The 15,268-nt window shown below is 51.0% G+C and carries 15 protein-coding genes; 12 read left to right on the top strand and 3 right to left on the bottom strand.

Going from position 1 to position 15,268, the window contains the following annotated elements; genetic code table 11:
* Positions 1–165: 165 nt before the first annotated feature.
* The 8 genes from rluE (at position 166) to SBG_RS05550 (ending at position 7,964) form a co-directional block, all read left to right on the top strand.
* Positions 166–819, top strand: coding sequence for a 23S rRNA pseudouridine(2457) synthase RluE (gene rluE, locus SBG_RS05585; protein ID WP_015702830.1), 654 nt, complete (start codon positions 166–168; stop codon positions 817–819).
* A gap of 9 nt (positions 820–828) precedes the next feature.
* Positions 829–1,290 (top strand): NUDIX hydrolase, encoded by a 462-nt coding sequence (locus SBG_RS05580; RefSeq protein WP_000476061.1) that lies wholly within the window; start codon positions 829–831, stop codon positions 1,288–1,290.
* Between the two features lie 53 nt (positions 1,291–1,343).
* Positions 1,344–2,450, top strand: a complete 1,107-nt coding sequence (gene mnmA / locus SBG_RS05575) for a tRNA 2-thiouridine(34) synthase MnmA (RefSeq protein ID WP_015702829.1) — start codon at positions 1,344–1,346, stop codon at positions 2,448–2,450.
* A 35-nt stretch (positions 2,451–2,485) separates the two neighbouring features.
* Complete coding sequence (gene hflD / locus SBG_RS05570; protein WP_015702828.1) at positions 2,486–3,127, top strand: high frequency lysogenization protein HflD; 642 nt, start codon at positions 2,486–2,488, stop codon at positions 3,125–3,127.
* Positions 3,128–3,130: 3 nt separating this feature from the next.
* Entirely contained in the window at positions 3,131–4,501 is a 1,371-nt protein-coding gene (purB, locus tag SBG_RS05565; protein WP_000423754.1) for an adenylosuccinate lyase, read from the top strand.
* Between the two features lie 126 nt (positions 4,502–4,627).
* Positions 4,628–5,299, top strand: coding sequence for a two-component system response regulator PhoP (gene phoP, locus SBG_RS05560; protein ID WP_001537766.1), 672 nt, complete (start codon positions 4,628–4,630; stop codon positions 5,297–5,299).
* Entirely contained in the window at positions 5,299–6,762 is a 1,464-nt protein-coding gene (phoQ, locus tag SBG_RS05555) for a two-component system sensor histidine kinase PhoQ (RefSeq protein ID WP_001031691.1), read from the top strand. The genes phoP and phoQ overlap by 1 nt, the downstream gene beginning before the upstream one ends.
* An 80-nt stretch (positions 6,763–6,842) precedes the next feature.
* Entirely contained in the window at positions 6,843–7,964 is a 1,122-nt protein-coding gene (locus SBG_RS05550) for a ribosomal protein uL16 3-hydroxylase (protein ID WP_000456518.1), read from the top strand.
* A gap of 131 nt (positions 7,965–8,095) precedes the next feature.
* Here the strand turns inward: SBG_RS05550 and pepT are convergent, their stop codons facing one another.
* Positions 8,096–9,322 carry a peptidase T gene (pepT, locus tag SBG_RS05545; RefSeq protein WP_000359406.1) on the bottom strand — a complete coding sequence of 409 codons (1,227 nt, stop codon included), beginning with the start codon at positions 9,320–9,322 and terminating at the stop codon, positions 8,096–8,098.
* A gap of 250 nt (positions 9,323–9,572) precedes the next feature.
* Between pepT and potA the strand changes: the two genes are divergently transcribed.
* Genes potA through potD form a run of 4 tightly spaced genes read left to right on the top strand, consistent with a single transcriptional unit; the run spans position 9,573 to position 13,397 of the window.
* Positions 9,573–10,709 carry a spermidine/putrescine ABC transporter ATP-binding protein PotA gene (gene potA / locus SBG_RS05540; RefSeq protein WP_000531584.1) on the top strand — a complete coding sequence of 379 codons (1,137 nt, stop codon included), beginning with the start codon at positions 9,573–9,575 and terminating at the stop codon, positions 10,707–10,709.
* Positions 10,693–11,550 carry a spermidine/putrescine ABC transporter permease PotB gene (potB, locus tag SBG_RS05535; protein ID WP_000799378.1) on the top strand — a complete coding sequence of 286 codons (858 nt, stop codon included), beginning with the start codon at positions 10,693–10,695 and terminating at the stop codon, positions 11,548–11,550. Before potA ends, potB begins: the two co-directional genes overlap by 17 nt.
* Complete coding sequence (gene potC, locus SBG_RS05530; RefSeq protein ID WP_000971934.1) at positions 11,547–12,326, top strand: spermidine/putrescine ABC transporter permease PotC; 780 nt, start codon at positions 11,547–11,549, stop codon at positions 12,324–12,326. Before potB ends, potC begins: the two co-directional genes overlap by 4 nt.
* Before the next feature lie 24 nt (positions 12,327–12,350).
* Positions 12,351–13,397, top strand: coding sequence for a spermidine/putrescine ABC transporter substrate-binding protein PotD (potD, locus tag SBG_RS05525; RefSeq protein ID WP_000759340.1), 1,047 nt, complete (start codon positions 12,351–12,353; stop codon positions 13,395–13,397).
* Between the two features lie 99 nt (positions 13,398–13,496).
* On the opposite strand, the gene cobB is transcribed toward potD, so the two are convergent.
* Entirely contained in the window at positions 13,497–14,318 is an 822-nt protein-coding gene (gene cobB, locus SBG_RS05520) for a Sir2 family NAD+-dependent deacetylase (protein ID WP_001191858.1), read from the bottom strand.
* 17 nt (positions 14,319–14,335) lie between these two features.
* Positions 14,336–15,247 (bottom strand): N-acetylglucosamine kinase, encoded by a 912-nt coding sequence (gene nagK, locus SBG_RS05515; protein ID WP_000291324.1) that lies wholly within the window; start codon positions 15,245–15,247, stop codon positions 14,336–14,338.
* Between the last annotated feature and the right edge of the window lie 21 nt (positions 15,248–15,268).

Genomic DNA, 15,268 nt, shown 5'->3' with positions numbered 1-15,268 from the left:
CTCCTTCGAGCGCTTCTGGTTTGCTCGTCTGTCATCGCGCTGCATGTGCACTTGCGTCCTGCTGCACGACTGCGTTAGAGCAATTTTTTGTTAATGTTTTGTAATGAGCATGTCAATAGTACCCTAATGTTTGCCGCCATGAAAGACACTCGTTATTGCGCTATAATGCGGCAATTAATAAGCTCTGAAAATACCATGCAAAAAACTTCTTTTAGAAATCACCAGGTTAAGCGATTCAGCTCTCGACAAGCGTCTCAGCAACGGAAAGTAAATCAGCCAAAGCGCGTGGTGTTGTTCAATAAACCTTACGATGTGTTGCCGCAATTTACGGATGAAGCAGGCCGCCGCACGTTAAAAGATTTTATTCCTGTGCAGGGTGTTTATGCCGCAGGCCGCCTGGACCGCGACAGCGAAGGACTTTTGGTACTGACTAATGACGGCGCGCTACAGGCGCGCCTTACACAACCAGGCAAACGTACCGGCAAGATTTACTATGTTCAGGTAGAAGGCATCCCGGATCACGACGCGCTGCAGGCGCTTCGTACTGGCGTCACGCTTAACGATGGCCCTACACTACCTGCCGGTATTGAGATTGTCGCGGAGCCGGACTGGCTGTGGCCGCGCACCCCGCCGATTCGCGAACGCAAAAATATTCCCACAGCCTGGTTAAAAGTCACTTTATATGAAGGTCGTAACCGCCAGCTAAGGCGCATGACAGCGCATGTTGGTCATCCAACTTTGCGCCTAATACGTTATGCGATGGGAAACTATACGCTGGATAATCTTGCCAGCGGTGCATGGCGGGATGTGACAGAATAAGGAAAAAATATGTTCAAACCGCACGTCACCGTCGCCTGCATTGTACATGCAGAGGACAAATTTTTGGTGGTAGAAGAGACCATTAACGGCAAGGCATTATGGAATCAGCCTGCCGGGCATCTGGAAGCAGATGAAACTCTGGCACAGGCTGCCGCGCGCGAGCTGTGGGAAGAGACGGGCATCACGGCACAACCACAGTACTTTATCCGCATGCATCAGTGGATTGCGCCGGATAAAACCCCCTTCTTACGCTTTTTATTTTCTATTGAGCTTGATCATATCTGCGCCACCGAACCGCATGACAGCGACATCGACAGTTGTCATTGGGTTAATGCCGACGACATTCTCAACGCGCCCAATCTACGTTCTCCCCTGGTGGCTGAAAGTATTCGCAGTTATCAAACGGGGAAACGTTACCCTTTATCCCTCATTAGCGAATTTAACTGGCCGTTTACAGAGGGTGTCAAGTAAGGGGCTGCGTGGTAGAATACGCCGCCTTGAAGTTCAATGTCGTGAGTATTCCTATGTCTGAAAGCCCAAAAAAAGTGATCGTCGGCATGTCCGGCGGTGTCGATTCCTCCGTTTCTGCCTGGCTATTGCAACAGCAGGGTTATCAGGTAGAAGGCCTGTTTATGAAGAACTGGGAAGAGGACGACGGTGAGGAATATTGTACAGCGGCAGCCGATCTGGCTGACGCACAGGCCGTATGCGATAAGCTTGGCATTGAACTGCATACCGTTAACTTTGCCGCAGAATACTGGGATAACGTCTTTGAGCTGTTCCTTGAGGAATACAAAGCCGGGCGTACGCCGAACCCGGATATTCTGTGCAATAAAGAAATTAAGTTTAAAGCCTTCCTCGAATTCGCCGCTGAAGATTTAGGTGCCGACTATATCGCCACCGGTCACTATGTTCGTCGTGCGGACGTCAACGGTAAAAGCCGCCTGTTGCGTGGCCTCGACGGTAATAAAGACCAGAGCTACTTCCTGTATACCCTCGGTCATGAACAGATCGCGCAAAGTCTGTTTCCGGTTGGCGAGCTGGAAAAACCTCAGGTACGTAAGATTGCTGAAGATCTTGGTCTGGTCACAGCGAAGAAAAAAGACTCTACCGGTATCTGCTTCATTGGCGAACGCAAATTCCGTGAATTTCTTGGCCGTTATCTTCCGGCGCAGCCAGGCAAAATACTTACCGTGGACGGCGAGGAAATCGGCGAGCATCAAGGGTTGATGTACCACACCCTTGGGCAGCGTAAAGGGCTGGGCATCGGCGGTACCAAAGACGGTTCGGAAGATCCGTGGTACGTGGTGGATAAAGATGTTGAAAACAATATTCTGATCGTTGCCCAGGGGCACGATCATCCGCGCCTGATGTCCATCGGGCTGATTGCGCAACAATTACACTGGGTCGATCGGGCCCCCTTTATCGGTACCCTGCGTTGCACGGTGAAAACCCGCTATCGTCAAACGGATATCCCTTGCACCGTGAAAGCGCTGGATAACGATCGTATTGAAGTGATTTTTGACGAACCCGTTGCCGCGGTCACTCCCGGGCAGTCCGCCGTTTTCTATAGCGGCGAAGTGTGCCTGGGCGGCGGCATCATTGAGCAACGCCTGCCCCTGCCGGCGTAATAGTTAACTCAAACTCATACAAGGAAGCAGTGAACGTGGCAAAGAACTATTATGACATCACCCTGGCGCTGGCAGGCATTTGCCAGTCGGCGCGCCTGGTACAGCAGTTGGCGCACCAGGGGCACTGTGATGCCGACGCGCTACACGTTTCACTCAACAGTGTCATTGATATGAACCCCAGTTCTACGCTGGATGTATTCGGCGGAAGCGAAGCTAACCTGCGTCTCGGTCTGGAAACGCTGCTCGGCGTGCTTAACGCCAGCAGTCGGCAGGGACTTAACGCCGAACTGACGCGCTATACACTTAGTCTGATGGTACTGGAGCGCAAGCTATCATCGGCTAAAGGGGCGCTGAATACGTTAGGCGATCGTATTAACGGATTACAGCGCCAGCTTGACCATTTCGACTTACAGTCTGATACCCTGATGAGCGCGATGGCGGGTATTTATGTCGATGTTATCAGCCCGCTGGGCCCGCGCATTCAGGTAACGGGCTCCCCGGCTGTCCTGCAAAGCCCGCAGGTTCAGGCTAAAGTTCGCGCTTCACTTCTGGCTGGTATCCGCGCAGCCGTGCTCTGGCATCAGGTAGGCGGTGGCCGCCTGCAGCTTATGTTTTCTCGTCATCGCCTGACGACTCAGGCAAAACAAATTCTTGCTCATTTAACCCCGGAGTTATGATCTATGGAATTATCCTCACTGACCGCCGTTTCCCCTGTCGATGGACGCTACGGCGACAAAGTCAGCGCGCTGCGCGGGATTTTCAGTGAATACGGTTTGCTGAAATTCCGTGTACAAGTTGAAGTACGTTGGCTGCAAAAATTAGCCGCGCACGCAGCGATCAAGGAAGTTCCTGCTTTTGCTGCCGACGCAAACGGTTACCTGGATACTCTTATTGCCAACTTTAATGAAGAAGATGCCGCACGCATCAAAACCATTGAGCGTACCACCAATCACGACGTTAAAGCGGTTGAGTATTTTCTGAAAGAAAAAGTGGCGGACATCCCGGAACTGCACGCGGTCTCCGAATTCATCCACTTTGCCTGTACCTCGGAAGATATTAATAACCTGTCTCACGCACTGATGCTAAAAACCGCCCGCGACGAGGTTATTCTCCCGTACTGGCGCAAAATGATCGACGCAGTAAAAGATCTCGCCACGCAGTATCGCGATATCCCCCTGCTCTCCCGCACCCACGGCCAGCCGGCAACACCGTCCACTCTGGGTAAAGAGATGGCGAACGTGGCGTATCGTATGGAGCGTCAGTTCCGCCAGCTAAACCAGGTGGAGATTCTCGGTAAAATTAACGGCGCCGTTGGCAACTATAATGCCCATATCGCCGCGTATCCGGACGTTGACTGGCATCAGTTCAGCGAAGAGTTCGTCACCTCGCTGGGCATCCAGTGGAACCCCTATACCACTCAGATTGAACCTCATGATTATATTGCGGAGCTGTTTGACTGCATCGCGCGCTTTAATACCATTCTGATCGATTTTGATCGCGATGTCTGGGGCTATATAGCCTTAAATCATTTCAAACAAAAAACGATTGCCGGGGAAATTGGTTCATCCACTATGCCGCATAAGGTTAACCCAATCGACTTTGAAAACTCAGAAGGTAATCTGGGCCTGTCGAATGCGGTATTGCAACATCTGGCAAATAAACTGCCGGTCTCTCGTTGGCAGCGCGATCTGACCGACTCCACCGTTCTGCGTAATCTGGGCGTCGGCATCGGCTATGCGCTGATCGCTTATCAGTCCACCCTCAAGGGCGTCAGTAAACTGGAAGTGAATCGCGAGCACCTGCTGGATGAACTGGACCATAATTGGGAAGTATTAGCTGAACCTATTCAGACCGTGATGCGCCGATACGGTATTGAAAAACCTTATGAAAAACTGAAAGAGTTGACGCGTGGCAAACGTGTCGATGCCGAAGGAATGAAACAGTTTATCGATAGCCTGGCTTTACCGGAAGCTGAAAAAACGCGCCTTAAGGCCATGACTCCGGCGAATTATATTGGTCGCGCCATGACTCTGGTCGACGAACTTAAATAGTGTGTACCTCACCCTCTTTCCTGCAGAAAGAGGGTGACTATTTGTCTGGTTTATTAAATGTTTATCCCCACAGCACCATAATCAACGCTAGACTGTTCTTATTGTTAACACAAGGGAGAAGAGATGATGCGCGTACTGGTTGTAGAGGATAATGCATTATTACGCCACCACCTGAAGGTTCAACTCCAGGATTCAGGTCACCAGGTCGATGCCGCAGAAGATGCCAGGGAAGCCGATTACTACCTTAATGAGCATCTGCCGGACATCGCGATTGTCGATTTAGGTCTGCCGGATGAAGACGGCCTTTCCTTAATTCGCCGCTGGCGCAGCAGTGACGTTTCACTGCCGGTTCTGGTATTAACCGCGCGCGAAGGCTGGCAGGATAAAGTCGAAGTCCTCAGCTCCGGTGCCGATGACTACGTGACGAAGCCGTTTCATATTGAGGAGGTTATGGCGCGTATGCAGGCGCTGATGCGCCGTAATAGCGGCCTGGCCTCTCAGGTGATCAATATCCCGCCTTTCCAGGTAGATCTTTCTCGCCGGGAATTATCCGTTAATGAAGAGGTTATTAAACTCACGGCGTTCGAATACACCATTATGGAAACGCTTATCCGTAATAATGGTAAAGTTGTCAGCAAAGATTCGCTGATGCTTCAGCTATATCCGGATGCTGAACTGCGGGAAAGCCATACCATTGATGTTCTCATGGGGCGCCTGCGAAAAAAAATACAGGCCCAGTATCCGCATGATGTGATTACCACTGTGCGCGGGCAAGGATACCTTTTCGAATTGCGCTAATGAATAAATTTGCTCGCCATTTTTTGCCGCTGTCGCTGCGGGTTCGCTTTTTGCTGGCGACAGCTGGCGTCGTACTGGTACTTTCTCTGGCTTATGGCATGGTCGCGCTGGTCGGCTATAGCGTGAGTTTTGATAAAACCACATTTCGCCTGCTGCGCGGGGAAAGCAATCTGTTTTATACCCTCGCTAAATGGGAAGATAATAAAATCAGCGTTGAGTTACCTGAAAATCTGGATATGCAAAGCCCAACCATGACGCTGATTTACGATGAAACGGGCAAATTATTATGGACGCAGCGCAATATTCCCTGGCTGATAAAAAGTATTCAACCGGACTGGTTAAAAACGAATGGTTTTCATGAAATTGAAACTAACGTAGACGCTACCAGCACACTATTAAGCGAAGACCACTCCGCACAGGAGAAGCTTAAAGAAGTCCGTGAAGATGACGATGACGCGGAAATGACCCACTCGGTAGCGGTGAATATTTATCCTGCTACGGCGCGAATGCCGCAGTTAACGATCGTCGTGGTCGATACTATTCCAATAGAGCTAAAACGCTCATATATGGTATGGAGCTGGTTCGTATACGTTCTGGCGGCCAATTTACTGTTAGTCATTCCTTTGTTGTGGATCGCTGCCTGGTGGAGTTTACGCCCTATCGAGGCGCTGGCGCGGGAAGTCCGGGAGCTTGAAGAGCATCACCGTGAAATGCTCAATCCTGAAACAACACGTGAGCTCACCAGCCTGGTGCGTAACCTTAATCAGCTGTTAAAAAGCGAACGTGAACGTTACAACAAATACCGCACGACCCTGACCGACCTGACGCACAGTTTAAAAACGCCGCTCGCGGTATTGCAGAGTACGCTACGCTCTTTACGCAACGAAAAAATGAGCGTCAGTAAAGCCGAGCCGGTGATGCTGGAGCAGATTAGCCGGATTTCCCAGCAAATCGGATATTATTTGCATCGTGCCAGTATGCGTGGCAGCGGCGTATTGTTAAGCCGCGAACTACATCCTGTCGCGCCGCAGTTGGATAACCTGATCTCTGCGCTTAATAAAGTTTACCAGCGTAAAGGCGTGAATATCAGTATGGATATCTCACCGGAGATCAGTTTTGTCGGCGAACAAAATGACTTTGTCGAAGTAATGGGCAACGTACTGGACAACGCCTGCAAATATTGCCTGGAGTTCGTGGAAATTTCGGCTCGCCAGACGGATGATAATTTGCATATTTTTGTTGAAGATGACGGGCCGGGCATCCCTCACAGTAAACGTTCCCTGGTGTTTGATCGCGGCCAGCGCGCCGATACTCTACGACCGGGACAAGGCGTAGGACTGGCTGTCGCCCGCGAGATTACGGAACAATACGCCGGACATATTATCGCCAGCGACAGCCTGCTTGGCGGTGCCCGCATGGAAGTCGTTTTTGGCCGACAACATCCTACCCAGAAAGAGGAGTAAACATTTCTGTGCGTTCTGCCGCGCATCTCGCTAAGCATCCGTTATAATCGGTGTCAGATACCAGCCTGCGGATACTTAACATGGAATACCAATTAACTCTTAACTGGCCCGACTTTCTTGAACGTCACTGGCAAAAACGCCCGGTCGTCTTAAAACGTGGGTTTACCCATTTTATCGATCCGCTCTCGCCGGATGAACTGGCAGGGCTGGCGATGGAAAGCGAAATCGACAGTCGCCTCGTCAGCCACCAGGAGGGGAAATGGCAGGTCAGCCACGGTCCCTTTGAAAGCTACGATCATCTCGGTGAGAACAACTGGTCGCTGCTGGTACAGGCGGTAAACCACTGGCATGAACCGACCGCCGCGTTGATGCGTCCGTTCCGCGCGCTACCGGACTGGCGTATCGACGATCTGATGATCTCATTTTCAGTTCCCGGTGGCGGCGTTGGCCCACATCTGGATCAGTATGATGTATTTATTATCCAGGGTACCGGGCGCCGCCGCTGGCGTGTGGGAGAAAAGCTGCCAATGCGACAGCACTGCCCACACCCTGATCTGTTGCAGGTCGATCCTTTCGAGGCCTTTATCGACGAAGAGCTGGAGCCGGGCGACATTCTGTATATTCCGCCTGGATTCCCGCATGAAGGTTATGCGCTGGAAAACGCCATGAACTATTCCGTTGGTTTTCGCGCACCCAATACCCGTGAGCTGATCAGCGGTTTTGCCGATTATGTGCTGCAACGAGAACTGGGTAATACTTACTACAGCGATCCGGATATGCCTTCACGCGAGCATCCAGCCGATATCCTGCCGCAGGAAATGGATAAACTACGCAATATGATGCTCGATTTGATCAATCAACCGGCACACTTCCAGCAGTGGTTGGGCGAGTTTATCTCCCAGTCACGCCACGAACTGGATATTGCGCCGCCGGAGCCGCCGTATCAACCCGATGAGATTTATGATGTCTTAAAGCATGGCGGCGTGCTGGTGCGTCTCGGCGGTCTTCGCGTACTACGTATCGGCGATGAAGTCTATGTGAATGGCGAGAGAGTCGACTCTCCGCATCGCCCCGCTCTGGCGGCCCTTGCCGATCATATTGTACTCAGCGCCGAAAACATTGGCGATGCATTGGAAGATCCATCGTTCCTCGCCATGCTGGCGTCGCTGATAAACAGCGGGTACTGGTTCTTCGAGGGATAAGGTTACGTGCGCGCCGGATGGCGTAAAGCCTGATGGCGCCGCTGACGCGTCTTATCAGGCCTACAGGATCGCTGACCTTGCAGGCCTGATAAGCGAAGCGTCATTCGGCACTCAATCATCCGGCGGCAAAATTACGGCTGCTTCGCGGTCAACTCCGCAATACGCACAATCACCTGCACCGCTTTTTCCATCCCTTCCAGCGTGACAAACTCATGTTTACCATGATAGTTATACCCGCCGGTAAAGAGATTAGGACAAGGTAGCCCCATAAAAGAAAGCTGCGCGCCGTCAGTACCGCCGCGAATCGGCTTCATCTGTGGTTCAATATCACAGTCGCGCATGGCCTGCTGGGCAATATCAAGAATATGCGGATACTCAACCACTTTTTCGCGCATATTGTAATAACTGTCCTCAATCACCAGTTCAATATAGCAGTCCGGATGCAATCCCTTACCGACTTTTTTGGCAATCTCCATCATCTTACGCTTGCGCGCTTCAAACTGCTTACGATCGAAATCGCGAATGATATAGTGCATATCGGCCCGGTCAACGGTACCTTTCATGCTGGCCAGATGATAAAACCCTTCATAGCCTTCGGTCGTTTCAGGTGCTTCATCTGCGGGCACTTCTGCATGAATTCGCGCCGCCAGCGACAGCGCATTCATCATTACGCCTTTTGCCGTACCAGGATGTACGTTATTGCCAACGATTTTGATATTCACCGAGGCAGCATTAAAGTTTTCAAACTCCAGCTCCCCCACACCGCCGCCGTCAACCGTATAGGCCCACTGTGCGCCAAAGGACTCAACGTCGAAGTGCTTCGCCCCTTTCCCTACCTCTTCGTCAGGCGTAAATGCTACCTTAATCTCACCATGGGGAATATTATTACCTTTCAATACTGCCAGCGCAGTCATGATCTCCGCAACACCGGCTTTATCATCCGCGCCCAGCAGGGTTTTACCATCGGTAGTAATCAGCGTCTGCCCCAGCAGTTGATGCAACACCGGGAACATGACAGGCGACAGTACCTCATCGCCAATGCCTAATGCGATATCGCCGCCACGGTAGTTCTCGACAATCTGCGGGTTAACGTTTTTACCGCTGAAATCTGGAGAGGTATCCACATGGGAAATAAAGCCAATGGCGGGAATGTCCCCTTCGATATTGGCCGGGAGCGTCGCCATCAACGTCCCTTTTTCGCTTAATGTAATGTTAACCAGCCCCATCTCTTCAAGCTGCTGTTTGAGCAAACGTAATAACTTCCACTGCCCCTCAGTGCTGGGAACCTGCCGGACACCCGATTTTGACTGGGTATCCAGCGATACGTAGTGTAAAAAACGCTCAAGTAGTTTATCCATGCAGTCACCCTCACTTTTCGTGACAACATTATTCATAAGCAAGAAAAGACAAATATTGCGTCAGGTCACTTTTATCCCTGCAAACAAGAATATTTCACTTTGACACGCTTTCTGACTATAAAGCTAAGTCAGTAATTCGCAACAAGGATTGGCGATTACCGTGGTTTGCCGTAGAATGACCGCCCTCATTAAGAGTGATTAAGGTGGTTAACCACAAACCCCGCAACGGTCAGCCATCCGTTGCGTCTACATGGGACAGAGTAAGAAATTGAATAAACAACCGCGTTCGCTTTCACCGCTGGTGCTTTTGTCGGGAATTAGCAAAAGTTTCGATGGCAAAGAGGTCATTTCGCAACTGGATCTGACCATTAACAATGGCGAATTCCTCACGCTGCTTGGCCCTTCCGGTTGCGGTAAAACAACCGTTCTTCGCCTGATAGCCGGCCTGGAAACCGTTGATACCGGGCATATCATGCTGGATAACCAGGATATTACCCACGTTCCCGCCGAAAATCGTTATGTAAATACCGTATTTCAAAGCTACGCCTTATTTCCGCATATGACGGTATTTGAAAACGTCGCGTTTGGCTTACGAATGCAGAAAACACCCACTGCCGAGATAGCGCCCCGCGTTACCGATGCTCTGCGTATGGTACAGTTAGAAGAATTTGCACAACGTAAGCCGCACCAGCTTTCCGGCGGACAACAGCAGCGCGTGGCTATCGCCCGTGCAGTCGTGAATAAACCCCGTCTGCTATTACTGGATGAATCGCTCTCCGCGCTGGACTATAAATTACGCAAACAAATGCAGAACGAGCTAAAAGCGTTACAGCGTAAACTCGGCATCACATTTGTTTTTGTTACTCACGATCAGGAAGAAGCGTTAACCATGTCCGATCGTATCGTGGTGATGCGTAATGGCGTTATCGAGCAAGATGGCACGCCGCGTGAAATCTACGAAGAGCCGAAAAATCTATTCGTCGCCGGCTTTATCGGTGAAATTAACCGCTTTGATGCGACCGTGATTGAACGGCTTGATGAACAGCGCGTGCGCGCTAACGTTGAAGGGCGGGAGTGCAATATTTACGTCAATTTCGCTGTCACCCCCGGCCAGAAGCTGAACGTTCTGTTGCGACCGGAGGACCTGCGCGTCGATGAGATCAACGATGATAACCACATTGAAGGACTTATCGGCTACGTACGCGAGCGCAATTACAAAGGCATGACGCTGGAGTCGGTCGTCGAACTGGAAAATGGCAAAATGGTGATGGTCAGTGAATTCTTCAACGAAGACGATCCTGATTTCGACCATTCGCTTGACCAAAAAATGGCCATTAATTGGGTGGAAAGCTGGGAGGTCGTACTGGCTGATGAAGAACACAAGTAAATTCCAGAATATAGTGATTGTCACTATCGTCGGTTGGCTTGTGTTGTTTGTCTTTCTGCCCAACCTGATGATCATTGGCACCAGCTTTCTGACCCGTGACGACGCCAACTTCGTCAAAATGGTTTTTACGCTGGATAACTACACGCGCCTGCTCGATCCGCTTTATCTTGAAGTGCTCCTGCACTCAGTGAATATGGCGCTGATCGCCACCCTCTCCTGCCTGGTGCTTGGCTATCCTTTTGCCTGGTTTCTGGCGAAGCTACCGGAAAAAATACGCCCGCTATTGCTGTTTTTGCTGATTGTGCCTTTCTGGACCAATTCGCTGATCCGCATCTACGGGCTGAAAATTTTTCTCAGCACAAAGGGCTATCTCAATGAGTTTCTGCTGTGGTTGGGTGTGATTGATACCCCGATTCGCATCATGTTCACCCCAGGCGCGGTCATTATCGGCCTGGTCTACATTTTGCTGCCGTTTATGGTCATGCCGCTCTACTCCAGCATTGAAAAACTGGATAAACCTTTGCTGGAGGCCGCACGCGACCTCGGCGCCAGCAAGCTGCAAACGTTCATTCGCATCATTATTCCTCTGACCATGCCAGGCATTGTCGCGGGTTGCCTGCTGGTGATGCTCCCGGCAATGGGGCTATTTTACGTCTCCGATTTAATGGGTGGTGCGAAAAACCTGCTGATTGGTAACGTCATTAAAGTGCAGTTCCTGAATATCCGCGACTGGCCGTTTGGCGCCGCCACTAGTATTACGTTGACCATCGTAATGGGACTGATGCTGTTGATATATTGGCGCGTCTCCCGTTTGCTGAATAAGAAGGTGGAACTCGAATGATGGGTCGACTGCTTCGCGGCGGTTTTATGACCGCTATCTATGCGTATCTGTATATCCCAATCATCATTTTGATTGTGAACTCCTTTAACAGCTCGCGATTCGGCATCAACTGGCAGGGCTTTACGACTAAATGGTATGAACTGCTGGTTAATAATGACAGTCTGTTACAGGCTGCTCAACATTCGCTGACGATGGCGATCTTCTCGGCAACCTTCGCCACGATAATCGGTTCGCTAACAGCGGTCGCGCTTTACCGTTACCGCTTTCGCGGCAAGCCATTTGTTAGCGGAATGCTGTTTGTGGTGATGATGTCGCCGGATATCGTAATGGCGATCTCTCTACTGGTACTGTTTATGTTGCTCGGTATTCAACTGGGTTTCTGGTCATTGCTATTCTCGCATATCACCTTCTGCCTGCCGTTTGTGGTAGTGACGGTGTATTCGCGCCTGAAAGGCTTTGATGTCAGAATGCTGGAAGCCGCAAAAGACCTGGGGGCCAGTGAGGTAACAATTCTACGCAAAATCATTCTACCGCTGGCAATGCCCGCGGTAGCGGCCGGCTGGTTGTTGAGCTTTACCCTGTCGATGGATGATGTCGTCGTTTCGTCGTTTGTCACCGGACCGGGCTATGAAATTTTACCCTTAAAGATTTATTCCATGGTAAAAGTCGGCGTTTCACCGGAAGTAAACGCGCTGGCGACAATTCTACTGGTACTGTCGCTGGTCATGGTCATTGCCAGCCAGATGATTGCTCGTGATAAAACCAAGGGCCGGTAAGGCCCGTAACTCAGGGGACGTTAAATGAAAAAATGGTCACGCCACCTGCTCACGGCGGGTGCTCTTGCTCTGGGCATGAATGCCGCTATGGCCTCCGACAACGACACGCTCTATTTCTATAACTGGACCGAGTACGTGCCGCCAGGACTGCTGGAGCAGTTCACTAAGGAAACGGGTATTAAGGTTATTTATTCGACCTACGAGTCGAATGAAACCATGTACGCCAAACTCAAAACCTATAAGGATGGAGCCTACGATCTGGTCGTACCCTCCACCTACTATGTCGATAAAATGCGCAAAGAGGGCATGATCCAGAAGATCGATAAGTCGAAATTAACCAATTTCCATAACCTCGATCCGGAAATGCTCAACAAACCGTTTGACCCCAACAACGATTACTCTGTTCCGTATATCTGGGGTGCAACAGCGATTGGCGTTAACAGCGATGCTATCGATCCGAAAACCATTACCAGTTGGGCTGACCTGTGGAAGCCGGAGTATAAAAATAGCCTGTTGTTGACCGACGACGCGAGAGAAGTGTTCCAGATGGCGCTGCGTAAGTTGGGTTATTCCGGTAACACAACTGATCCGAAAGAGATCAAAGCGGCATATGAAGAGTTGAAAAAACTGATGCCAAACGTTGCAGCCTTTAACTCTGATAACCCGGCGAACCCGTATATGGAAGGGGAAGTGAATCTGGGAATGGTGTGGAATGGCTCCGCGTTTGTGGCACGTCAGGCTGGCACGCCGCTGGAGGTCGTCTGGCCGAAGGAAGGCGGTATCTTCTGGATGGATAGTCTGGCGATTCCAGCGAACGCGAAAAATAAAGAAGGCGCGCTGAAGCTGATCAACTTCCTGCTGCGTCCAGACGTGGCGAAAGAGGTGGCGGAAACCATCGGCTATCCGACGCCAAACCTTGCGGCGCGCAAGCTGTTAAGCCCGGAGGTAGCGAATGATAAATCGCTCTATCCGGATGCGCAAACCATCAGTAAAGGCGAATGGCAAAACGATGTCGGCGATGCCAGCGCGATTTATGAAGAATACTACCAGAAACTGAAAGCAGGACGCTGATTCAGCTAATAGTAAATGCCCGATAGCAGTGCCTATCGGGCCTACAGATGAACGTTACGTGAAACTCAGGCCCGATACAGCGTCGTCCGGCAGACAGAACTATAGCCCCTTCAGTAGCCTGTCAACAAATTCAGGCACAATCTGACTTGCCGGACCGTAGTGCTTCTCTGCAAACTCGCTGCCGACCTGGCTTGGCTCAAGATTCAACTCCACCGTATGCGCGCCATGCAGTTTTGCTTCATGCACAAACCCCGCAGCCGGATAGACATGACCGGATGTACCGATAGCGATAAAAATATCCGCCATCGATAACGCCATATAAATTTCATCCATGCCAAGCGGCATCTCGCCAAACCATACCACGTGCGGGCGCAGCGGCGCCGGGAACTGGCAGCAGTGGCATTTATCTTCCGGCATCACATCGCCGTTCCATTGCAGAATCTGACCACTCTGTGAACAGCGTACTTTCAACAGTTCGCCATGCATATGAATGATGTTGTGGTTACCTGCGCGCTCATGCAAATTGTCGATATTTTGCGTCACCAGCAAAAAGCGATCGCCAAGCGTCGCTTCAAGCTTCGCTAACGCCAGATGCGCCGCATTGGGTTGAATTTCCGGTTGTTGAAGCTGCTGACGGCGGGCATTATAAAAAGACTGTACCAGCGTCGGGTTACGGGCAAATCCTTCCGGCGTCGCCACATCTTCAACCCGATGCTCTTCCCAAAGGCCATCCGCCGCACGAAACGTACGAATACCAGATTCTGCAGAAATTCCTGCGCCTGTAAGAACTAATACTCTTGGGTTTTCCATCATTTCCGGCACCACTCTGTCTCTGAAAAAGATCCGCTGACGCAGACGTTCACGCAACAGGCGTTTATTTTTACGAAAGCGGCTTAATCGATGAAACCGACGCGATTGCATAACAACCTCTTTTTTGATTAGTCGGTAAGATGTAAAAAAGCAGCGCCGCGCATCCCACCAGCATCCCCATGCCGCGCTCTCTCAATACGCGGCACGCGGGCAACAGGGAGAAGATGGCGCGGCAGTCTTTCCGCCAGTTGCGTTGTTATTGCCGTAAAGTTTGATAATCCGCCACCGATCACTACCAGATCAGGATCAACAATCGTCAGAATATTCCCCAGACAAACCGCCAGTAAATCCAGATAGCGCTCAACGTGCGCCCGCGCCTGCTCATCGCCTTGCTCCCACAACGCGATAATTTCCGGCGCCTGCAGCGGTTGATGGTAATAGTGCTGGTACAACCATGCAAACCCACGTCCGGACAGATAGTTTTCAATACAGCCTATTTGACCGCATCCACAACGGCGCAAAGGAAAATCAAACCCCATCAATGCCAGCGCGTCAACCGGTAAACGCATATGGCCAAACTCGCCAGTAATGTAACTCCGACCGGTAATCGGCTTCCCATTTAGTACCAGCCCCCCACCGACGCCGGTTCCGAGAATAAGTCCCATGACCAAAGGATATTGCGTGAATTCATCATCCCAGGCTTCAGATAAGGCAAAACAGTTAGCGTCATTGTCCAGACGCACATCGCGATCCAGACGGGCGCTGAGATCGGCGCGCAACGGTTTGCCACTGGCCGCCGGGACATTCGCGGCGTACAGCGTACCCGCCTCGGTTTCCGGCATACCGGGTATACCCATCCCTACCGAGCCTTTTACGCCAAATCGCTGATCGGCTTCCATGACCAGCTCGCACACGGCATCTAAAAACGCGCTATAGTTGGTATGGGGCGTGGGAACACGTTTTTCCCACTGCAACCGCCGTGTCGAATCAAATACGCCTAACGCAATTTTTGTCCCGCCAATATCAAACCCGTAATACATCACCACTCCTTGTTTTTTCTT

The organism is Salmonella bongori NCTC 12419 (assembly GCF_000252995.1).
Classification (GTDB): Bacteria; Pseudomonadota; Gammaproteobacteria; order Enterobacterales; family Enterobacteriaceae; genus Salmonella; species Salmonella bongori.
The sequence above is the reverse complement of the archived record's forward strand: the minus strand, read 5'-3'. Positions and strand labels throughout refer to the sequence as shown.